22 protein-coding genes and 1 tRNA gene are annotated in these 21,124 nt (G+C 64.1%); 18 read left to right on the top strand and 5 right to left on the bottom strand.

The genetic code is table 11. From position 1 onward, the window contains the following. Positions 1 to 36 precede the first annotated feature (36 nt). From ACFOOL_RS06270 to ACFOOL_RS06285, 4 genes are read left to right on the top strand one after another with little or no spacing between them, the layout of a single operon-like run. Complete coding sequence (locus tag ACFOOL_RS06270) at positions 37 to 360, top strand: hypothetical protein (RefSeq protein WP_023516015.1); 324 nt, start codon at positions 37 to 39, stop codon at positions 358 to 360. Next, a complete protein-coding gene (locus tag ACFOOL_RS06275) occupies positions 357 to 710 on the top strand; it encodes a toxin-antitoxin system TumE family protein (protein ID WP_380095830.1) in 354 nt (117 codons plus the stop codon). The genes ACFOOL_RS06270 and ACFOOL_RS06275 overlap by 4 nt, the downstream gene beginning before the upstream one ends. Beyond that, on the top strand, positions 707 to 1,093 hold the full coding sequence (locus ACFOOL_RS06280; RefSeq protein ID WP_023516013.1) for an HVO_A0114 family putative DNA-binding protein: 387 nt from the start codon (positions 707 to 709) through the stop codon (positions 1,091 to 1,093). Before ACFOOL_RS06275 ends, ACFOOL_RS06280 begins: the two co-directional genes overlap by 4 nt. Then, on the top strand, positions 1,090 to 2,856 hold the full coding sequence (locus ACFOOL_RS06285; RefSeq protein ID WP_380095833.1) for a recombinase family protein: 1,767 nt from the start codon (positions 1,090 to 1,092) through the stop codon (positions 2,854 to 2,856). Before ACFOOL_RS06280 ends, ACFOOL_RS06285 begins: the two co-directional genes overlap by 4 nt. Positions 2,857 to 3,189: 333 nt before the next feature. On the opposite strand, the gene ACFOOL_RS06290 is transcribed toward ACFOOL_RS06285, so the two are convergent. Next, positions 3,190 to 4,059 carry a cation transporter gene (locus ACFOOL_RS06290; protein WP_246132708.1) on the bottom strand — a complete coding sequence of 290 codons (870 nt, stop codon included), beginning with the start codon at positions 4,057 to 4,059 and terminating at the stop codon, positions 3,190 to 3,192. A 68-nt stretch (positions 4,060 to 4,127) separates the two neighbouring features. Here ACFOOL_RS06290 and ACFOOL_RS06295 point away from each other — a divergent pair, with 68 nt between their 5' ends. From ACFOOL_RS06295 to arsH, 7 genes are all read left to right on the top strand, one after another. Beyond that, positions 4,128 to 4,517: a MerR family transcriptional regulator gene (locus ACFOOL_RS06295; RefSeq protein WP_380095835.1), complete on the top strand. Its 390-nt coding sequence runs from the start codon at positions 4,128 to 4,130 to the stop codon at positions 4,515 to 4,517. 369 nt (positions 4,518 to 4,886) lie between these two features. After that, on the top strand, positions 4,887 to 5,249 hold the full coding sequence (locus tag ACFOOL_RS06300) for an ArsR/SmtB family transcription factor (RefSeq protein WP_380095837.1): 363 nt from the start codon (positions 4,887 to 4,889) through the stop codon (positions 5,247 to 5,249). After that, positions 5,239 to 5,769, top strand: coding sequence for an arsenate reductase ArsC (locus ACFOOL_RS06305; RefSeq protein WP_126148534.1), 531 nt, complete (start codon positions 5,239 to 5,241; stop codon positions 5,767 to 5,769). Before ACFOOL_RS06300 ends, ACFOOL_RS06305 begins: the two co-directional genes overlap by 11 nt. After that, positions 5,769 to 6,173, top strand: a complete 405-nt coding sequence (locus ACFOOL_RS06310) for an OsmC family protein (RefSeq protein ID WP_126148535.1) — start codon at positions 5,769 to 5,771, stop codon at positions 6,171 to 6,173. Before ACFOOL_RS06305 ends, ACFOOL_RS06310 begins: the two co-directional genes overlap by 1 nt. Positions 6,174 to 6,177: 4 nt before the next feature. Next, entirely contained in the window at positions 6,178 to 7,239 is a 1,062-nt protein-coding gene (arsB, locus tag ACFOOL_RS06315) for an ACR3 family arsenite efflux transporter (RefSeq protein ID WP_182395236.1), read from the top strand. Then, positions 7,236 to 7,658, top strand: coding sequence for an arsenate reductase (glutaredoxin) (gene arsC / locus ACFOOL_RS06320; RefSeq protein WP_380095840.1), 423 nt, complete (start codon positions 7,236 to 7,238; stop codon positions 7,656 to 7,658). The genes arsB and arsC overlap by 4 nt, the downstream gene beginning before the upstream one ends. After that, positions 7,633 to 8,358, top strand: a complete 726-nt coding sequence (gene arsH, locus ACFOOL_RS06325) for an arsenical resistance protein ArsH (protein ID WP_380095842.1) — start codon at positions 7,633 to 7,635, stop codon at positions 8,356 to 8,358. The genes arsC and arsH overlap by 26 nt, the downstream gene beginning before the upstream one ends. Before the next feature lie 348 nt (positions 8,359 to 8,706). On the opposite strand, the gene ACFOOL_RS06330 is transcribed toward arsH, so the two are convergent. Next, on the bottom strand, positions 8,707 to 10,350 hold the full coding sequence (locus ACFOOL_RS06330) for a DUF6538 domain-containing protein (RefSeq protein ID WP_380095844.1): 1,644 nt from the start codon (positions 10,348 to 10,350) through the stop codon (positions 8,707 to 8,709). An 85-nt stretch (positions 10,351 to 10,435) separates the two neighbouring features. Continuing rightward, positions 10,436 to 10,525: transfer RNA gene (locus ACFOOL_RS06335), tRNA-Ser, on the bottom strand. A 212-nt stretch (positions 10,526 to 10,737) separates the two neighbouring features. On the opposite strand from ACFOOL_RS06335, the gene ACFOOL_RS06340 reads away from it, so the two are divergent. Then, positions 10,738 to 11,061 (top strand): hypothetical protein, encoded by a 324-nt coding sequence (locus ACFOOL_RS06340; RefSeq protein ID WP_380095845.1) that lies wholly within the window; start codon positions 10,738 to 10,740, stop codon positions 11,059 to 11,061. 13 nt (positions 11,062 to 11,074) lie between these two features. Beyond that, positions 11,075 to 11,731, top strand: a complete 657-nt coding sequence (gene msrA, locus ACFOOL_RS06345) for a peptide-methionine (S)-S-oxide reductase MsrA (protein ID WP_380095847.1) — start codon at positions 11,075 to 11,077, stop codon at positions 11,729 to 11,731. Between the two features lie 180 nt (positions 11,732 to 11,911). On the opposite strand, the gene ACFOOL_RS06350 is transcribed toward msrA, so the two are convergent. Further along, positions 11,912 to 13,693 (bottom strand): hypothetical protein, encoded by a 1,782-nt coding sequence (locus ACFOOL_RS06350; protein WP_380095848.1) that lies wholly within the window; start codon positions 13,691 to 13,693, stop codon positions 11,912 to 11,914. 320 nt (positions 13,694 to 14,013) lie between these two features. Beyond that, a complete protein-coding gene (locus ACFOOL_RS06355) occupies positions 14,014 to 14,676 on the bottom strand; it encodes a TetR family transcriptional regulator C-terminal domain-containing protein (protein ID WP_380095941.1) in 663 nt (220 codons plus the stop codon). Positions 14,677 to 14,865: 189 nt separating this feature from the next. Between ACFOOL_RS06355 and ACFOOL_RS06360 the strand changes: the two genes are divergently transcribed. From ACFOOL_RS06360 to hydA, 5 genes are all read left to right on the top strand, one after another. Next, positions 14,866 to 16,146 carry an aspartate aminotransferase family protein gene (locus ACFOOL_RS06360; protein WP_380095943.1) on the top strand — a complete coding sequence of 427 codons (1,281 nt, stop codon included), beginning with the start codon at positions 14,866 to 14,868 and terminating at the stop codon, positions 16,144 to 16,146. Continuing rightward, complete coding sequence (locus ACFOOL_RS06365) at positions 16,146 to 17,642, top strand: CoA-acylating methylmalonate-semialdehyde dehydrogenase (RefSeq protein ID WP_380095945.1); 1,497 nt, start codon at positions 16,146 to 16,148, stop codon at positions 17,640 to 17,642. Before ACFOOL_RS06360 ends, ACFOOL_RS06365 begins: the two co-directional genes overlap by 1 nt. A gap of 35 nt (positions 17,643 to 17,677) precedes the next feature. Continuing rightward, on the top strand, positions 17,678 to 18,928 hold the full coding sequence (locus ACFOOL_RS06370; RefSeq protein ID WP_380095850.1) for a Zn-dependent hydrolase: 1,251 nt from the start codon (positions 17,678 to 17,680) through the stop codon (positions 18,926 to 18,928). A gap of 211 nt (positions 18,929 to 19,139) precedes the next feature. Further along, positions 19,140 to 19,598, top strand: a complete 459-nt coding sequence (locus ACFOOL_RS06375; protein WP_380095852.1) for an endonuclease domain-containing protein — start codon at positions 19,140 to 19,142, stop codon at positions 19,596 to 19,598. Positions 19,599 to 19,631: 33 nt separating this feature from the next. Beyond that, complete coding sequence (gene hydA, locus ACFOOL_RS06380) at positions 19,632 to 21,083, top strand: dihydropyrimidinase (RefSeq protein ID WP_380095854.1); 1,452 nt, start codon at positions 19,632 to 19,634, stop codon at positions 21,081 to 21,083. Positions 21,084 to 21,124: the final 41 nt, after the last annotated feature.

Consider the following 21,124-nt stretch of genomic DNA (forward strand, 5'->3'; position numbering starts at 1 on the left):
TGCGCCCCGGAATCCACCAGAACCAAGGAGGATTCCATGTGCGCAGAGCGCCGCCGCGCCCGCAAAGGGCGACCGCGACACCCGGTCCCCGAAGCACTTCCCGACGATCTTTTCGACTACGCCGACGAACCCACGCCAGACGGCCGGGAACGCCGCAGCTCGCCGCTTCGCATCGTCGATGTTGAGACGCTGCCGGTCTTCGACGACTGGCCCGAAAAGGTGCCGATCACCGAGGAAGAACTACAAATCTTCGAGCGGTATTTCGGTCATGTGCTCGACCGCCTTTTCGGCCCAATCGACCTTGAAGCCGAGAATAAATCCTTGCCATACTTATCAGAAAGTGATAAGGATAAGTCATGAGCGAGGAACGTGACCCGAGCCTCGACACGCTTCTGGACCTCGACGGACAGGTGCTCGTTGTCGATCCCGAGGGCGGCCATTGGGTGAAGTTCGTTATCACCCGCGTTCCGGCATCGCCGGAAAAGCCGCACGGCCTCGATTACTCGCTCACGCTTCACGGGCCTTCGGGCGAACGGCTGGTCGGCTTCGATAATGCCCATCCGGTCGGCCGAGGCAGGAGGGGCGAGCCGATGGACCATCGACACCGCCTCCAGACCGTGAAGCCCTACGCCTACGAGGATGCGGCCACGCTGCTGGCCGACTTCTGGCAGGCGGTGGACGCGGTATTGAAGGAGCGAGGTGCCCTATGACCACATTGAAAGTTGGGATTGCCGGCTACGACGAGATGAAGGCCCGCACCATGCGGATCGCGCGCGGCGAGGAAAAGCCGGCGGCGGACGATCCGAAGGTGTGGTTCACATCAACCGAATCCTTCGCCAAGGTGCTGTCGGCCGGGAACCGCGAACTGCTGCGCGTCATCGCCGAGAAAGCTCCGGCCTCGCTGGAGGAACTTTCGGAGATCACCGGCCGGGCCTTATCCAACCTGTCACGCACCATGAAGACGATGGAGAGCTACGGCCTTGTCCGCTTGGAGAAGGAAGGCCGCAAGCTCGCGCCCAAGGTTGTCCATGACCGTGTTGAACTGGCGTTGCCCTTGCTCGAACGCCGCGCGGCGAAAGGAGGCGCGCTATGAACATTCATTCCCCACACGTCGCCCTGCGCGCCGCGCTCTATCTGCGCGTCTCGACGGCGCGGCAAGCCGAGCATGACGTGTCGATCCCCGACCAGAAGCGGCAGGGCGAAGCCTATTGCGAGTCTCGCGGTTATCAGCTTGTGGAAACCTTCATCGAGCCGGGCGCATCGGCGACCAACGACCGCCGCCCCGAGTTCCAGCGCATGATCGAAGCCGGCACGTCGAAGCCGCCAGCGTTCGACGTGGTGGTGGTGCATAGCTTCTCGCGGTTCTTCCGCGACGAATTTGAAATGGAATACTACTACCGGAAGCTGGCGAAGAACGGCGTCAAGCTCGTATCCATGACGCAGGAGCTTGGCGACGATCCGATCCACCAGATGATGCGGCGGATCATGTCACTGTTCGACGAATACCAGTCGAAGGAGAACGCCAAGCACGTCCTGCGCGCCTTGAAGGAGAACGCGCGGCAAGGCTTCTGGAATGGCTCGCTGCCGCCCATCGGCTACCGCGTCGTCGATGCCGAGCAGCGCGGCACGAAGATGAAGAAGAAGCTGGAAATCGACCCGCTGCACGCCGACACCGTGCGGATGATCTTCCGCCTAGCATTGGAAGGCGACGGCACGTCCGGCCCCATGGGCGTCAAGAACATCGTCAGCTACCTCAACAGGAACCGCATGTTCACCCGCAGCGGCGGACGTTGGGGCATCGGCCAGCTTCACCGCGTCCTGACCCGCCGCACCTATATCGGCGAACATCGGTTCAACCGCCGGTCCAAGAAAGGCGAGGTGAAGCCCGAGGAAGAAGTCGTCACCGTCGCGGTGCCGCCGCTGATCGACCTTGAGATATTCGAGGCGGTGCAGAAGCGGTTGCAGGTCAACAATCCGAAGGTGACGCCTCCGCGCGTCGTCAGCGGCCCGAACCTGCTGACCGGCATTTGCTATTGCGGCAATTGCGGTGGGGCCATGACGCTGCGCACGGGCAAGAACGGCCGCTACCGCTACTATGCCTGTTCGATCCGGGCACGGCAGGGCGAAACCGGCTGCAAGGGCCGCGCGATCCCGATGGACAAGCTGGACCGCATCGTGGTCAGCCACATCGAGGAAAGGCTGCTGGACCCCGAGCGGATCGAAGACGTGCTCGCCTCGCTGCTGGATCGCCGGCAGGAGAGCGTCGAGCGGCGCAGCCAGCACATCACCGAGTTGAACCAGCGCGCGGCCGAGGCCGATATGCGGCTAAAGCGGCTCTACGAGGCTATCGAGGCGGGTTCGCTCGACCCGGCCGAATCCGCCCTCGGCGAACGCATCGCGGGCCTTACGGCGATACGGGATCAGGCACGGGCCGACGCCGTAAGGACCGAGGCCATGCTGAAAAGCTCGGCCCATAAGGGCCTCACAGGCGCGGCCGTGCGGGAGCTGGCGAGCGAAGCGCGGACCGGGCTTCGGCTCGGAAAGGGCGGTTATCGGCGGGATCACGTCCGGGCTTTCGCCCAGCATGTCGAGGTCGCGGACGATGCGATCTACATCAACGGCAGCAAAAACACGCTGTTGAGGGCGCTGATAGCCACAAAAGGAGGGAAATCGGCGGGAATCGGCGTTCCCGGTTTTATACCGAAGTGGCGGACCGGGTGGGATTCGAACATACGCCGAAGTAATCGGCTTGCGCTTGGCTACGCCGTGAGCAATGTCGGCTTTCGGGACGCCGCAAGCGGCAGTCGAACGGCCAGAAAGGGGGCGCATTGCGGTCGAAGTACAGTAGCCTGCTGAACGGCCGCTTTCCCGGCTTGGGCGCCCAGAAGCGGTCGGGCAGCTTGCCACCCCAAATAAGCCATTCCTAAGAAGAGGAACAACATGTTTGCCGGAGGCGGAACGTCATGAAGGTGCCCAAAAACCGGGGATTCAAACGTTACATGCACGACTCATGCTGGGGCCGACCCCCTGCAATGGTTGTGTCCCATGCCAAGCGCAATGATTTGAATGGCTTAGCCGTTAAGCCGTAGATGCTGCCCTGGTCGGCATTTGCCCCTGTCTTTCGGCGCACCAATGCCATCTCTGGAAAGAAGCCGCAGGCCACGGAAACGGGTAATATCGACTATGAGACTAAACGCGGCGGGCTTGTGAAAGGTCTTGCCGTGCGTCTCTAATGATCGACCATGCCGATTGCAGGAACAGGCCCGCCACGGCGAAGGCAACCAGCAAATCCGGCCATGGATTATTGAGCCACCAAACGAGAGCAGCAGCAGCGACAACGGCCAGATTGCCAATTGCGTCATTGCGCGAGAACAGCCATACGGCCCGCATATTGGCATCTCCTTTTCGGTGCGGGATCAGCACCACGGCAGCCAGCACGTTGACGATGAAAGCCACGAAAGCAAACCCCGCCATCAGCATGGTTTGCGGTTCATGCTCGACAAACACCCGGTAGGCGGTCGAGCCGATCACGCCGAAGCCGAGCAGGGCTAGAAACACGCCTTGCAGCAGGGCTGCTTTAGCGCGGGCAGCAAGACCCCATCCGACAGCGATCAGGCCGAGAAATGAAATCAGACCATCCCCGATAAAGTCGAGGGAGTCGGCTTGAAGGGCTTGTGATCCTGACAGGATTGAGCCGCCAATCTCGATAATGCCATATCCGACATTGAGCAGGACGACGATCCAGAGCGCCCGTTTATACGCCGGGGTGACGTGCGACAGGTCGGGAATTTGGTCGTCGTCATCATCATCGCCCGCGCCTTCGGCCTTGTGTTGGCCTAGGCGGTCGAGTTGATAGCCAAGGTCGGTTATGGCGGATTCCACCACTGGCAGACGCCGCGCCGGGTCATCGACTTTTAGCGTCATGATCTGGGAGGCAATCGACACCTTCACATCATTGACGCCATCGACCTTGCGGGTCGCGCCCTCGATCTTGGCGGCACAGGACGAGCAGTCCATCCCGGTCACATGATAGCGGACTGTGTCGGTTGCGGCGGCCATGGTCGATCCTCGAAATTCTAGCCTTGTTATGCTACAACCTGTAGTCACTACAGGAGCAAGACGAAAAGATGCAGATTGGCGACTTATCCCGACAGGCAGGCGTGAACATCGAAACAATCCGCTATTACGAGCGCATCGGGGTTCTGCCCAAGCCTGCCCGCCAATCCAACGGACGGCGCACTTACAGCACCGTCGATACAGAGCGGCTAGGCTTTATCCGCCATGCCCGCGATCTTGGTTTCGATCTGCCAAGTGTTCGGGTGTTGCTGGCTTTGCAGGAGCAACCCGAAGCATCGTGCGAGGACGCGAGCCGCATTGCACAGGGACAGCTTGAGGAAGTCGAAAGACGCATCGCCCGCTTGCTCTCTTTGCGCGACGAGTTGGCCCGCATGGTAGGTGAATGTCATCAGGGGCGCGTTTCGGAGTGCCGCGTGATTGAGGCGCTTTCAGTAAGCTGAACTGAATAATCTCACTATGACCATGAGCGGGGCCGTCGCCTTTCCGCCCCATTCCGGGCGATGTGCAGGACGCTGGAAAGGTAGCGAGTTAGGTGAATACATCATCAAAACTATCGAAAGCCGACTTTCTGTTATGTTACATACATGGCTAATGTCAGGGCCAGCCCGCAGCAAATGGTTATGGTCATAGCGGGCGCGGCCGGAGGAGAAGTTTATTCAATAAACTTTCCAGCCCACCTGTGGCAGCAGACGACCCCATTTCTGCCATTTGGGCTGTCGCATCTAATTACTGAAAGCTGCCAAGGCACTCCACGAAACGTGGAATGTCCTCGTCTTGACATCGGCTCATAAATCCATAATCCTCGATATATGGAATCAACCCACGCTATCGAAATCTTCGCTGCGCTTTCGCAACCGACACGCCTCGACACGTTCCGTCTCCTTATGGAGCACGAACCCGAAGGCCTGCCGGCCGGCGAGATCGCGCGCCGTCTCGAAGTGCCTCAGAACACGATGTCGTCGCATCTCGCGATCCTCACCCGTGCCGGCCTGATTGAGTCCGAGCGCCACAGCAGATCTATCGTCTATCGGGCAGTTGTGGATCGAGTCCGCGAACTCACCAGCTTCCTGGTCCAGGACTGCTGCGGTGGTCGTCCGGAACTGTGTGAGCCGCTCGTCGCCGAATTCACCCTATGCTGCACCACCCCTTCGGAGGGAAAGAATGCCTGCTGATCGCGTCTACAACCTCCTGTTCCTCTGCACCGGAAACTCGGCTCGATCGATCCTAGGGGAAGCCCTGATCAACCATGTGGGTGGTGATCGCTTCCGCGGGTTTTCGGCCGGCTCGACGCCCAAGGGTGCGGTGCATCCCCTGACCCTGCAGACGCTGCGCAAGGCGGGAATCTCCACCGACGGCCTGCGCTCGAAGGCATGGGACGAGTTCGCGACGCCTGACGCGCCGAAGATGGACTTCGTCTTTACCGTCTGTGACAACGCCGCCGGCGAAGCCTGCCCGGTCTGGCCGGGACATCCGGTGACGGCGCACTGGGGCATCGAGGACCCCGCCGCAGTCGAGGGCCCCGACTTCAAGAAGGAGGCTGCGTTCGACGACGCCTTGCGCTACCTGCGCAACCGCATCGCGGCCTTCATGAACCTGCCGCTGGCGACCATCGATCGGATGTCGCTCACCTCGAGGCTGCAAGGCATTGGCGCCATGGATGGCTCCACCGGATCGGACAAAGGGGCGGCCTGATGCTTGAATACAAGGTTCACGCAAGGCGGGTCGACGCCAATGGCAGCCTCGCCACCTGCAAGGAGGCGGAATTGGTTATCGACACCGCCCTTGCGGGACGCCCGGACGCCTTCAATCCGGCCGAGTTGTTTCTCGCCTCGATAGCCGCCTGCATGCTCAAGGGCATCGAGCGGGTCAGCCCGATGCTGAAGTTCGAGCTTCGCGGGGTGGAGGTGAGCCTTGAGGCCAAGCGCCAGGATGCTCCGCCGCGCATCATCTCGGTCGATTACGTCCTGACGGTCGACAGTGACGAGTCCGACCAGAGGCTGGAACTGCTGCACACGAACGTACGCAAATACGGCACCATCTTCAACACCGTCGCCGAGTCTGCCGGTCTCAACGGCAAGCTGATCCGAAAGACCTGACCCCGTGTCCATCTTCGAACGCTACCTGACCCTTTGGGTCGCCATCTGCATCATTGTCGGGGTCGCCGCCGGCCATTTCCTGCCTTCGTTCTTCGAGGGCTTGGCCGCTCTCGAATATGCGCGGGTCAACCTGCCGATGGCGGTCCTGATCTGGCTGATGATCATCCCCATGCTGGTGCGCATCGACTTCATGTCGCTGCGCCAGGTCGGCGCCTACTGGCGCGGTATCGGCGTCACCCTGTTCATCAACTGGGCCATCAAACCGTTCTCCATGGCATTGTTGGGCTGGCTTTTCATCGGCTGGCTGTTCCGCCCGCTGCTGCCGGAAACGCAGATCGACAGCTACATAGCCGGCCTTATCATCCTTGCCGCTGCACCCTGTACCGCCATGGTATTCGTGTGGTCCAACCTGACCCGGGGCGAGCCGCACTTCACCCTGTCGCAGGTGGCGCTGAACGACGCCATCATGGTGATAGCCTTCGCCCCCATCGTCGGCCTGCTGCTCGGTCTCTCCGCTATCACCGTCCCCTGGGACACGCTGCTGCTCTCGGTCGGGCTTTATATCGTCGTGCCGGTGATCGCCGCACAGCTCTACCGCCGCTGGCTGCTGGCCAACGGCGGGATCGACAAGATGAACCGGGCGCTTGCAGTCCTGCAGCCGATCTCCATTGCCTCATTGCTGCTGACCCTCGTCATGCTCTTCGGCTTCCAGGGCGAACAGATCATCGCCCAGCCCACGGTCATCCTGCTGCTGGCGGTGCCGATCCTGATCCAGGTCTACTTCAACTCCGGCCTCGCCTACCTGCTGAACCGGGTGTCGGGGGAGCAGCACTGCGTTGCGGGACCGTCCGCCCTGATCGGTGCCTCGAACTTCTTCGAGCTGGCAGTTGCCGCCGCCATCAGCCTGTTCGGCTTCAATTCCGGCGCAGCGCTTGCCACCGTTGTCGGCGTTCTGGTGGAAGTGCCGGTGATGCTCTCGGTGGTCTGGATCGTGAACCGCACCAAGGGCTGGTACGAACGCGGTGCAGCCGTCAGCCGCAACACCGAAGCGAGGGCCGCCGAATGAGCGTCACCATCTATCACAACCCCGACTGCGGCACGTCTCGCAACACCTTGGCGATGATCCGCCAGAGCGGCGTCGAGCCCGCGGTGATCGAATACCTCAAGACCCCGCCCGACCGGGCCACCGTCACCCGGCTGATCCGCGATGCCGGGCTCACTGTGCGCGAGGCGCTTCGAAAGAAGGATACACCCTTCGATGAACTCGGATTGGCTGCCCCCACCAGGACCGACGATGATTTGCTCGACGCGATCGCGGAACACCCAATCCTGCTCAATCGCCCCTTTGTGGTGACCCCGAAAGGCACGCGCCTATGCCGCCCCTCCGAGGTCGTGCTCGACATCCTCGAAAACCCTGAGATCGGCCCGTTCACCAAAGAGGACGGCGAGGTCATCATCAATGCAGAAGGGAGCCGGCTTGTCTGATCTACCCAACGTCGTACCGGCCGCTCTCGAAGTTCCAGATTTATCTCGTCTCAATGCTCCGAACCTGCAGCACAAGCCACGCATCCTGATGCTCTACGGCTCGCTGCGGGAGCGCTCCTATTCCCGGTTCCTGACCCTTGAAGGGCAGCGGCTGCTCGAAGCGTTCGGCGCCGAGGTCCGGGTCTTTCACGCTAACGGCTTGCCGCTGCCGAACGACGCACCGGACACTCACCCCAAGGTGCAGGAACTGCGTGAGGCCATGCTGTGGTCGGAGGGGCAGGTCTGGACGTCGCCCGAGCGACACGGTGCCATGAGCGCAGTGATGAAGGCGCAGATCGACTGGATACCGCTACCGGGAGGCGCCATCCGCCCCACGCAAGGTAGAACCTTGGCAGTCATGCAGGTGTCGGGCGGGTCCCAGTCCTTCAACGCCGTGAACCAGATGCGTATCCTGGGCCGGTGGATGCGGATGGTCACCATCCCGAACCAGTCGTCGGTGGCCAAGGCCTTCCAGGAGTTCGACGACGACGGACGCATGAGACCATCGTCGTATTACGACAGGGTTGTCGACGTCATGGAAGAGCTGGTGAAGTTCACGCTGATCAATCGCGGCGTTTCCGGCTACCTGACCTCCCGCTACAGCGAGCGTAAAGAAACGGCAGCTAAACTTGAGGAGCGGGTCGGCATTAAGTCGATCTAAAACGTAGGTTGGCTCCAGAATTCGTTGATACGAGACGTCCGTTTTCGTAATGCGGACATTCCAAAGCAGCCCGTCAGCATTCCACCCCAAAGCGGACGAGAGTATCACTCCGGTGCGCTGAGCAAGCGGAATAGATGTCCTGCACCTGAAGAGAGCCTCCGTCCACTCGAGCTGGCGCAGCCCTAGCGGTGCCGCGCCGCCCGCTTAGCGGAGTGATCTAGGCGGGGTTGGTGATCACCGGCATCTACCGGGACCAACACGCAACTTACAGGGCAGAGCAGGCCCTGTTCGAAGTGGAAGCCCCGGCTGGTGGCCCAATGCTCGGCGGGGGGCGCTGGAATGAGAGCGCTAAATATCCTGAGCCGTCCCGCCTGAACGGATATCCATCCTTTTGGTCAAGTACGGTGGGATCGCCATAACGGCGTCCAGCATGACGGCTGGCCATGCACTGCCATAACTCTCGCCAACCGTGCGCGGTGCGTGACCGTCAATTCGATCGATGACTTGCCCCGGAACCTTGCCAGCAAGAAGCCATGACCTGAACAAATGCCGCCAAGCATGATTGGGGTCGATGCCGGGATCAGTGATGCCTACGTCACTACGCACCCAGGCAGCGAGACGCTCACCGACTTTCTTGTTCTGTGGATTGGCATCTGACCCACCCCTTCTACGCTCGGGCAGGTAGAACAGATGTCTTCCCTTTCGACGTTCAACATAGCGAATGAAGCCCTGATCGATCAGATCGAGATGGAGGGACACCTTCCGAGCCGCCCTGTTCTTCGTCGTGCCGGCTTCGGGAGTGATGTTCATGACCCAGACCATTCTGCCGTCGGGCACCTTCTCCAGGAAGATGTCGGAGGCCCGAAGTTGGGTGAGTTCATTCACCCTCGCTCCCGAATAGGCACATAGCCAGGGGATCCAGCGGCGGGCTGCAGCGCCCTCCTCAGTCATCCGCGCAGAGGGCGGCAGCAGGCTGGCTTCCAGAACGCGCTCTGCTTCGTCATGGGTATATTCGCGGTCGCGCAGCTTCACCTGTTTCGGCACCCGGACCTTGATATCGCGGAAGGGATTGTGGTGAAGCTTTTTCTCGCTCAAAGCCCAGATATAGAGGGTTTTCGGGTGCGCAAGATCCGCGTCCCTGACGGTCTGCGGCGCTACGTTCCCTTCGGTCAGGCGGTGCTTCAGCCAACGCCGCACATCTTCCTCCGAGACACGGCGCGGATCCACGTGCCCCAGAAATCCGAAGAACTTTTTGAGAACCCCGAGCTGACGCTTCACCGTCGCCGCGGCGGGCTCAACGCTCTGCCGATATTCCTCGTAGAGTGATTGCCAGTCGCAAGGCTGCGGCACCACCAAAGGAGAGGCAGGAAAGCGGGCAGCATCTGGATCCGGCCGGAAATCTCCTTCTGCCCTTTTGATGAGCTCTCGGTAAGCTTGGGCCAGGGCCATGGCTGCCGCCAGGTAGAACTTGTTCCGGCATCTCCATTCAAGGTTGATGGCGTGACGATCCATGAAGTCTCGAACGTCCTCACCAAGGATGCGGCCCGCCATCAACGCAGGCCCGGTGGACCAGCTCGCCTTCAGGGGAGCAACAAAGTCCACACTGCGCAACCGCGCCGGCAGTGCAAGTTGCAGCTTGCGCAGCTTCTGTTCCCAGACATGAGCGAGCCCCGGGTTCTCCCCATGCCGGTTCATCACCTCACGGTAGAGGTCGCCAGACAATCCGACGATCTCCTGGTCCGTGAGAATGCGTTCGTTCCGGGAGGGCACGGAGGATGAGGCGTCTGTCGACTGAAGATGCAGCCAATCCTGGGCTACCTGGGCGGCGACGGTAGAGTGAAGCTCGCGTGCCTCATCTGCCACTTTGGTGCCCAGCGAGATCTTGACCTCCCACTTCCCAACGAGGGGACGCAGGTGTTCGGGCACGCCTTTGCGGAAATAGTATACGCCAGTCTTCGGGTGCTTCCAGGGGCGAGACATAGCCAGGACCATTTGTACAACCTCTTTGTACCAGAGAGGCGTTTCAAAGTCCTTGATATCCGGCTTCTTCAGCGTTTCCGCAGCTCTGGTGCGGAAGTGGCGGAGAGAGAGGGATTCGAACCCTCGAGACGGTTCCCCGCCTACACACTTTCCAGGCGTGCGCCTTCGACCACTCGGCCATCTCTCCGCGTCGTACCGTCCCGGTGGTATAGTCGGGAATGCGGCTGGGCCGCTACGAGCGTGGCGCAATATACCCATGATCGATGGGCGCGCAAGGGATCACTTCGGCGGGAAGGCAATTGTTTTCCATTGGCGGTTTCCCATCTTGTGAGGGGAGGATGGGTGTGCGAGAAGGGCGGGAGCTGAGGCGGTCGTCTCCGGCAAGCACAGGAAACGTGAATGCGGCTTGTCTTGCGAATATCGGGCACATGGCTGATCGGCCTGGCCCTGGTTCTGCTTGTGGTGGACGGCACGAAATCATTGGCGGGCAATGGGCTCGTCTTTGCCGGCTTCGGACAGACCTGGTCTCAATTGCACGCGCCCAGCCTCGCGGCGGTATCCGACTTCCTGGCGAGCCGGTTTTTCGCCGATCTGCTTGACGCCGGCTTCCGGGCGCTCCTGGCCTATCCGGCCTTCGCCGTGTTCGGCGCGACCGGGGTGGCGCTGGCGCTGCTCGGACGCCGCCCGCGCCGCGAACGCTTCCTGCGCCAGGAACAGATCTGAAAGGAGCAACGCCATGTTCTTCCGCCAAAAACCGTCGACCCTGCCGTCGGCCGCCGAGGCCCTGCCCGGCCGCGACACCGAAATGCCCATAGAAGACAGGCACTTCGTCAACGGCGCCCCGCTCAAGGGCCCCTATCCGGAAAATGCCCGGACCATCTATTTCGGCCTCGGCTGCTTCTGGGGCGCCGAGCGCCTGTTCTGGCGCCTGCCCGGCGTGATCGTCACCGCCGCCGGCTATCAGGGCGGGCATACGCCCAATCCCAGCTATGAAGAGGTCTGCTCGGGCCGCACCGGCCACACCGAGGCGGTGAAGGTGGTCTACGACCCCCAAACCATCGACCTGGAAACCCTGCTCAGGCATTTCTGGGAGGAGCACGACCCCACCCAGGGCATGCGCCAGGGCAATGACATGGGCACGCAATACCGCTCCGCCATCTACACGACCACGCCGCAACAGGCTGAAATCGTGGAGAAAAGCCGCGCCGCCTATGCCAAGGCGCTGCAGGCGGCGGGGCGCGGCGCCATCACCACGGAAATCGCCCCGGCCGGCCCCTTCTATTATGCCGAGACCTATCACCAGCAATATCTGGCCAAGAACCCCAACGGCTATTGCGGCCTGGCGGGCACCGGGGTGAGCTGCCCCATCGGGCTGGGCGTCGCGGCCGAATAGGCCTTTCGGCGATCAAGTATTCCCGCCGCGGCGGGCAAGTATATCCGTGCCAGCACGAAATCGCATCGCCGCCGCATGGCCAGCACATCGTTAGCATTTTGTGCGACATCCCGCCGCCGCCGCGCCACCGGTTTTTCGACACGCCCGCCCGGCTCCGACGCCGCGGCGGGCGCCTTCTTTTCAGAGCCGGACGGCATAGATCCCGAGCGGCCCCTCCAGGGGCAGCGGCTCGAGCCAGGGGGGCGGCGTCCCGGCGTCGAGCAGGCCCAGTACGCTGTGCGGATCGGAGCGGCCCGGCCCGTGCATTTCGGGCATGGCGTCGCAGATGACCAGGAGGTCGAGCCCGCGCCCCGCGGCGATGGCGCGCGCCTCGGCGGCGGGGCGGTTGAAGAAGCGGAAGGCGTCGAGCACGCCGGCCTCGTTGCGGTGATAGGGCGCCGCCACCACCGCATGCGGCGTTTCGAGCAGGAGATGCGCGCCCAGATCGATGGGCGCCATGATCCGGCCCGGCTGGAGGCCGCGCAGCCCGGCAAAGCTGTCCGCGGCGAGGCAGGGCAGCTTGCTGGCCCGCGCGGCGGCGACCGCCCCGGCGCCCTCCCCCGGCAAGAGGCCCAGAACGCCGTTGACCAGCAGCGAGAAGACCACGCCGGAAAACACCAGCCAGGACGAGACCAGCCCCAGCGCCGGCCACAAGCGGGGGCGGGCGAGATAAAGCCGGCGCGCCGCGACGATGAGCCAGGCCGCCGCCGGGATGGCGGGCATGACGGCGAGGCGGGCGCCGCGCACCTGGGCCAGCATGACGAGGGCGGCGCAGACGAGGAAGGTCAGCAGCACCAGCCAGCCGGCACGGCGGCCCGGATCGCGCCGGAAGGCAATGAGCGCCGCCGCCAGCCCCAGCAGGACCGGCGCCGCCACCACCACGGAATAGGCCGGCAGCTCCAGCAGCGACAGGTGGAAGGGCCTGGCCTCGACGATGGCGGCGATCCAGTGCTCCTGCAGCCAGGGATCGAGCGCGCCATAGGGGCCGGCGAGACATTGCGGATAGGCCAGGGCCACGAGGGCGGCGGCACCCGATCCGAGCACGGCCAGGACCAGCAGCCGCACCCCGGCGGCGCGCGGCGCGGGCAGGAGCGAGGCCAGGACATAGGCGGCGCCCACGCCGAGGGCGGCGAGGACATAGACGGGCGAGATCATGTCGCAGGCCGCTTCCAGCCAGCGCTGGGGTGGTCGGGCCAGCGCCAGATGCAGCGCCATGCCGCCGGCCAAGGCGAGCCCGAACCGCGCCAGATTGGCGGCGCGGCGCGGATCGAGGACATAGGCGAGGCCGAAGGCGAGGATGGCGGCCACCACCAGCGGCGCCGCCTCGATGGCGACGGCCAGGGCGGTGGCGGCCAGCAGTCCCGCCAGCCACGCCGCCGCCGGCCGGCGCAGGGCCACGAGGCTGGCCCACAGACAGGCCAGGGTCAGCACCATGATGACATTGTGATGATCGACCCGCCCGGGGGCGAACTCGGCCAGCACGGCGGGGCTGAGAATGGGCAGCACCAGCGCCGGCAGCAGGCCCTCGGGCCCGACCAGCTCACGGGTGATCCGCAGCGAGAGCCAGAGCAGCGCGCCCAGCAGCAGGATGGGCCACAGCGCGCCGGCGACCAGCAGCGCCCCGGCCGGCCCGACGACGAGCCCGGCCAGGCCCAGCAGCAGCGCCAGCGGCAGGTCGACCAGCCGCGACCAGTGGATCTCGGCCCCATAGGGGGTGTTGAGGCGGTGCTGGACCAGATCGTACCAGCCCTGCCCCGCCAGGAAATCCCGAACCACCACCATGCGCATGGCGTCGTCGGTATCGAGAAAAAGCGGGCCGCCGGCGCCGTCCAGCGCACCGCGCAGCCAGGGCACGGCGGCGGCGATGGCCCAGACCGCGAGGAACCAGAGCCAGTCGCGACGGGTGAGGGCGGGCGGGGTCATGGACGGGCATCTCGCGGCGATGGAAAGGGCAAGCATGGCGCGGCGGGGTTAATGGCGGGTGAGGGGGTGCGGTGGAAGGGGGATTCGGCCTGCCCCGACACTTTCCTCATCGACCAGCGCCCCTCCCCCTTGAGGGGGAGGGGAGCAAAGGCACCGATTCCGCCTGATAATGAAAGCGCTAGGGTGGGGAAGGCGCGGGGGTTTTGGAAGGATTGCAAGGGCTGAAAGATGGATTGCCGGAACGAGTCCGGCAATGACGCGACTGAGGCTTTCATGTTTTGATGATGTGGCGATCTGCACTCCCTCCCCCCTAGAGGCGGTCAGGGTCGGGGGGTGAGGCCGTGCAGGAAGAGGTGTTCGAGATAGCGGGCGGCGTCTTCGAAGCGGGCGTCGCCATTGCGGCCGGGGCCGAGCACGGCGCGGACCTGGACGTCGAAATCGGCATAGTGCTGCGTGGTGGCCCAGATGGAGAAGATCAGGTGATAGGGATCGGTGCGGGCGAGCTTGCCTTCCTTCATCCAGCCCAGCAGCACGATGGCCTTTTCGTCGACGAGGTTCTTGAGGTCGATCTCGATCAGCTCGGCGATGCGCGGCGCCCCTTGCAGCATCTCATTGGCGAACAGGCGGCTCTCGCGCGGAAAATCGCGCGCCATTTCCAGCTTGCGGCGGATATAGGAGCGGATCTCCGAGAAGGGGTCGCCGGTCGCGTCCATCTCGCGCAGCGGCGCCAGCCAGGTCACCAGCAACTCGGAAATCAGCCGCCGGTGGATCTCCTCCTTGCGGGGGAAGTAATAGAGCAGGTTGGGTTTGCTCATCCCCGCCACCTCGGCGATCTGGTCGATGGTGGCGCCGCGAAAGCCGTGCAGCGAGAACACGTCCAGCGCCGCCTCGAGGATGATGTCCTGCTTTTCCCGCTGGATGCGCGTCAGCGGCTTGGCCCGGGGCTGGCGCCGGGCGGCGATGGGCGCAGGAGCGGGTTTCATTTTTCGCAGTGCCATTTTCGTCTTGCGGGAATGTGCAGGGATGCTAACATTTTTCCAACTGGTCAAAATTTCTTGGCTTAGCGTACGCGCGTCAAGGCCCAAAAACAAAAACCAGTCCAAACATTCGGGAGCGAGGGTTTCGTGTCCACTTCAGCCAATGTTGCGCCGAACGATCTGCGGGCGTTCTGGATGCCGTTCACGGCGAACCGCCAATTCAAGAAGAGCCCGCGCATGTTCGTGGCCGCCAGGGACATGCACTACACCACCGCCGACGGGCGGCAGGTGATGGACGGCACGGCGGGGCTGTGGTGCGTCAATGCCGGCCATGCCCGCCCGAAAATCGTCGAGGCCATCGCGCGCCAGGCCGCCGAGCTCGACTACGCCCCCGCCTTCCAGATGGGCCATCCCAAGGCGTTCGAATTGGCCAACCGCATCGTCGACATCGCCCCCGAAGGGCTCGACCACGTGCTGTTCACCAATTCCGGCTCGGAATCGGTGGAGACGGCGCTCAAGGTGGCGCTGGCCTATCACCGCGCCAAGGGCGAGGGCAGCCGCTTCCGCCTGATCGGGCGCGAGCGGGGCTATCACGGGGTCAATTTCGGCGGCATCTCGGTGGGCGGCATCGTGCCCAACCGCAAGATGTTCGGCACGCTGCTCACCGGCGTCGACCACCTGCCCCATACCCACGACCTCGCCCGCAACGCCTTTTCGCGCGGCGAGCCGCAGCACGGAGTGGAACTGGCGGACGAGCTGGAGCGCATCGTGGCGCTGCACGACGCCTCCACCATCGCCGCCGTCATCGTCGAGCCGGTGGCCGGCTCCACCGGCGTGCTGATCCCGCCGCCCGGCTATCTCCAGCGCCTGCGCGAGATCACCAGAAAGCACGGCATATTGCTGATCTTCGACGAGGTGATCACCGGCTATGGGCGGCTGGGCACGCCCTTCGCGGCGGATTATTTCGGCGTCACCCCCGACATCATGGTGACCGCCAAGGGGCTGACCAACGGCGTCATCCCCATGGGGGCGGTGCTGGTCTCGTCCGAGATCCACGACGCCTTCATGACCGGGCCGGAGCACCTGATCGAGTTTTTCCACGGCTACACCTATTCGGGCAATCCCATCGCCTCGGCGGCGGGCGTGGCCACGCTCGAGACCTATAAGGACGAAGGGCTGCTGACGCGCGGCGCCGAACTGGCCAGGACCTGGGAGGATGCGCTGCATTCGCTCAAGGGCGAACCGCATGTCATCGACATCCGCAATATCGGCCTCGTGGGCGCCATCGAGCTCGAGCCCATCGCCGGAGCGCCGACCAAGCGCGCCTTCTCGGCGTTCCTCAAGGCCTATGAAGCGGGTTATCTCATCCGCACCACCGGCGATATCATCGCCCTGTCCCCGCCGCTGATCGTCACGGAAAGCCAGATCGGCGAATTGATCGATGCGGTGCGGACCGCGCTGAGGAGTGTCGAATGATGCAGGTCATCGAAAACGCCGTCGCCGGCAAGCGCTACGTCTCGTCCTCGACGAAAAGGGTGCCGGTCTATAACCCCGCCACGGGCGAGCAGAGCGCCGAATTGCCGCTTTCGACCATGGACGAGCTCAATGCCGCCGTCGAGAACGCCAAGGAGGCGCAGATCGCCTGGGGCCATACCCCGCCGATGAAGCGGGCGCGGGTGCTGTTCAAGTTCAAGGCGCTGCTCGACCGCTATGCCGAGGACCTGGCGCGGGAAATCTCGCGCGAGCACGGCAAGGTGCATGACGACGCGCTGGGCGAGGTGGCGCGCGGCATCGACTGCGTCGACTTCGCCTGCGGCATCCCGCATCTCCTGAAAGGCGAGTTCTCCCGCAATGCCGGGCCGGGCATCGACACCTATTCGGACCGCCAGCCGCTGGGCGTGGTGGCCGGCATCACCCCGTTCAACTTCCCGGCCATGGTGCCGATGTGGATGTATCCGGCGGCCATCGCCTGCGGCAACAGCTTCATCCTCAAGCCCTCCGAGCGCGATCCCTCCGCGCCGATGCTGGCCTGGAACCTGTTCATGGAGGCGGGCCTGCCCGAGGGCGTCTTCAATATCGTCCATGGCGACAAGCAGATGGTGGACGGCATTCTCGACCATCCCGACATCAAGGCGGTGAGCTTCGTGGGCTCCACCCCCATCGCCGAATATGTCTATCAGCGCGGCTCCAAGGCCGGAAAACGGGTGCAGGCGCTGGGCGGGGCCAAGAACCACATGATCATCATGCCCGACGCCGACCTCGACCAGGCGGCCGACGCGCTGATGGGGGCCGGCTACGGCTCGGCCGGCGAGCGCTGCATGGCCATCTCGGTCGCCGTGCCGGTGGGCGAGAAGACCGCCGATGCGCTGATCGACAAGCTCAGGCCCCGCATCGAGGCGCTCAAGATCGGCCCCTCGACCGACAAGGACGCCGAAATGGGCCCGGTGGTGACGCGCCAGCACCGCGACAAGATCGTCTCCTATATCGACAAGGGCGTCGAGGAAGGCGCCAGCCTCGTGGTGGACGGGCGCGGCTTCTCGCTCCAGGGCTATGAGAACGGCTATTATGTGGGCGGCACGCTGTTCGACAATGTCGAGCCGCACATGGCCATCTACCGGGACGAGATCTTCGGGCCGGTGCTCTCGGTGGTGCGGCGCGACAGCTTCGAAGCGGCCGCCGAGCTCATCCACGGCCACGAATACGCCAACGGCACGGCGATCTTCACCCGCGACGGCGACGCGGCGCGCGAATTCGCCGACCGCATCGAGGTGGGCATGGTGGGCATCAACGTGCCCATTCCGGTGCCGGTGGCCTATCACTCCTTCGGCGGCTGGAAGCGGAGCCTGTTCGGCGGCCACGCCATCTACGGCCCCGAGGGCATCCATTTCTACACAAGGTTGAAGACCGTCACCACGCGCTGGCCCGCCGGCATCAAGGGCGGGGCGGAATTCACCTTCCCCAGCCTCAAATAGCGGCGGGGAGCAAGGCGCATGGGGGGAGGACATCCATGAGCGCAGCGGGAGAGAACCTGCGGATCGACGGGGACCGGCTCTGGGAGAGCCTGATGGAGATGGCGCGGATCGGGCCGGGCGTCGCGGGGGGCAATAACCGGCAGACGCTGACCGATGCCGACAAGCAGGGGCGCGAGCTGTTCGCGCGCTGGTGCGAGGAGGCGGGGCTGACCATGGGCGTCGACAAGATGGGCACCATGTTCATGACGCGGCCCGGCACCGACCCCGAGGCGCTGCCGGTCTATATCGGCAGCCATCTGGACACCCAGCCCACCGGCGGCAAGTTCGACGGCGTGCTGGGCGTGCTCTCGGGGCTCGAAGTGGTGCGCACCCTCAACGATCTCGACATCCGGACGCGCCATCCCATCGTCGTCACCAACTGGACCAATGAGGAAGGGGCGCGCTTCGCCCCCGCCATGCTGGCCTCGGGGGTGTTCGCCGGGGCGATCCCGCTCGAGCACGCCTATGGCCGCACCGATCTCGAGGGAAAGAGCTTCGGGGACGAGCTGGAGCGCATCGGCTGGAAGGGCGCGGAAGAGGTGGGCGCGCGCAAGATGCACGCCTATTTCGAATATCACATCGAGCAGGGCCCGATCCTGGAGGCGGAAAACGTCGAGATCGGCGTCGTCACCCATTGCCAGGGGCTGTGGTGGCTCGAATTCACCCTCACCGGCAAGGAGGCCCATACCGGCTCGACGCCGATGAATATGCGCGTCAATGCGGGCCTGGCCATGGCGCGCATCATGGAGATGGTGCAGGAGGTGGCCATGGCGGCCCAGCCCGGCGCGGTGGGTGGGGTGGGGCAGGTGCAGTTCGCCCCCAATTCGCGCAACGTGCTGCCCGGCACCGTGGTCTTCACCGTCGACATCCGCTCGCCCGACCAGGCCAAGCTCGACGGGATGCGCGCCGCCATCGAGGCGCGCGCCGCCCAGATTTGCGCCGCGCTGGGCGTGGGCTGCGCCATCGAGCCGGTGGGCCATTTCGACCCCGTCACCTTCGACCCGACCCTGGTGGAGCGGGTGCGCGCGGCGGCGGAAAAGCTCGGCCACAGCCATATGAACCTGATTTCCGGGGCCGGGCACGATGCCTGCTGGGCGGCGAAAGTGGCGCCGGCGACGATGATCATGTGCCCCTGCGTCGACGGGCTCAGTCATAACGAGGCCGAGGACATCTCGAAGGAATGGGCCAGCGCCGGCGCCGACGTGCTGTTCCACGCGGTGGTGGAGACGGCGGGGATCGTGGACTAGAAGGCGACGGGACCGCAGGACGCGACGGGAGGCGCGTGAGCATGAAACGGGGAGGAGACATCGTGCGGAAGGGGACATCCCCCGCAGCCGGCGCTGCGCGCCACCTTTTCCCCGAGGGGGAGAAGAATGGTCCGGTATGCGCTCCTGTTCCTCTCCCCATCGGGGAGAGGGTGGCGCGCGCGCAGCGCGAGACGGGTGAGGGGGGCTCGCCATGACTACCCGTCCCCGGCAATTGCGCCAGGCCGCCTCCATTGCCGAGAACCGGCTCTGGTATGTGCTGCGCAATCGCGGCCTTTCCGGGCATAAATTCGTCCGGCAATTTCCGGTCGGCCCCTATATTGCCGATTTCGCCTGTCGCGAGGCCGCATTGATCGTCGAACTGGATGGCGGGCAGCACGCCGGAAATGCCGCCGATGACGTTCGCACGGCCTTTCTCAACGGCGAGGGCTATAGCGTGCTGCGCTTCTGGAATAATGAGGTTCTCGCCAATCGCGACGGGGTCCTCTCGACCATTTTGCGGGTGATTGCGCTCGCCCCCTCACCCGACCTCCGCTTCGCTCCGGCCACCCTCTCCCCGATGGGGAGAGGAACAAGAGGGGTTCGGGCGGCGGCATCGTCGCATCGTCAGATTCTGGCCCGATCCATTCCTCTCCCCCCAAGGGAGAGGTGAGGGAGCGCCGGCAATTTCGGAGGAAACGCATAAATGAGCACAGTCATCAGGAACGGCACGATCGTCACCGCCGATCTCTCCTATGAGGCGGATGTCAGGATCGAGGGCGATATCATCGTCGAGATCGGCAAGAATCTCTCCGGTGACGAGGTGCTGGACGCCACCGGCTGCTATGTCATGCCGGGAGGGATAGACCCGCACACCCATCTCGAAATGCCCTTCATGGGCACCTATTCGGCCGATGATTTCGAGAGCGGCACCCGCGCCGGGCTGGCCGGGGGCACCACCATGGTGGTGGATTTCTGCCTGCCCAATCCGGACCAGAGCCTCATGGAGGCGCTGCAGATGTGGGACAACAAGACCGGCAAGGCTTCCACCGACTATTCCTTTCACATGGCCATCACCTGGTGGGGCGAACAGGTGTTCGAGGAAATGGCCCAGGTGGTCGACCGGGGCATCACCAGCTTCAAGCATTTCATGGCCTATAAGGGCGCGCTGATGGTGAACGACGACGAGATGTTCGCCTCCTTCCAGCGTTGCGCGGCGCTGGGCGCGCTGCCGCTGGTCCATGCCGAAAACGGCGACGTGGTCGCGGCGATGACCGAAAAACTGCTCGCCGAGGGCAATAACGGGCCGGAAGGCCACGCCTTTTCGCGCCCGCCGGAAGTCGAGGGCGAGGCCACCAACCGCGCCATCATGCTGGCCGACATGGCCGGGGTGCCGCTCTATGTGGTGCATGTCTCCTGCGAGCAGAGCCACGAGGCGATCCGCCGGGCACGCCAGAAGGGCATGCGCGTCTATGGCGAGCCGCTGATCCAGCACCTGACGCTGGACGAAAGCGAATATTTCAACCCCGACTGGGACCATGCGGCGCGCCGGGTGATGTCGCCGCCCTTCCGCAACAAGGCGCATCAGGATTCGCTCTGGGCGGGGCTGCAGGCCGGCTCGCTCTCCTGCGTCGCCACCGACCATTGCGCCTTCACCACCGCGCAGAAGCGCACCGGCATCGGCAATTTCGCCAAAATCCCCAACGGCACCGGCGGGCTCGAGGACCGGCTGCCGGTGCTCTGGACCGCCGGGGTCAATAGCGGCCGGCTGACGCCGAACGAATTCGTGGCGGTGACCTCGACCAATATCGCCAAGATCCTCAATCTCTATCCGAAAAAGGGCGCGGTGATGGTGGGGGCCGATGCCGACCTGGTGGTCTGGGACCCCAAGCGCAAGAAAACCATTTCGGCCGGGAGCCAGCAATCGGTGATCGACTACAACGTCTTTGAAGGCTTCGAGGTGACGGGCCTGCCGCGCTTCGTGCTGAGCCGGGGCAGGGTCTCGGTGACCGAGAACGAGGTCCGGGCCGAGCCGGGCCATGGCAGGTTCGTGGCGCGCGAGGCGAAAAATCCGGTGAACCGGGCGCTGAGCCAATGGAAGGAAATCGTCGCGCCGCGCAAGGTGGAACGGTCGGGCATTCCGGTGAGTGGGGTTTGATGGTTTTGACTGTGGTTTTTTCCGAGACCCCCTCACCCGTC

This window comes from Devosia honganensis (assembly GCF_042648785.1).
In the GTDB taxonomy this organism is placed as follows: domain Bacteria; phylum Pseudomonadota; class Alphaproteobacteria; order Rhizobiales; family Devosiaceae; genus Devosia; species Devosia honganensis.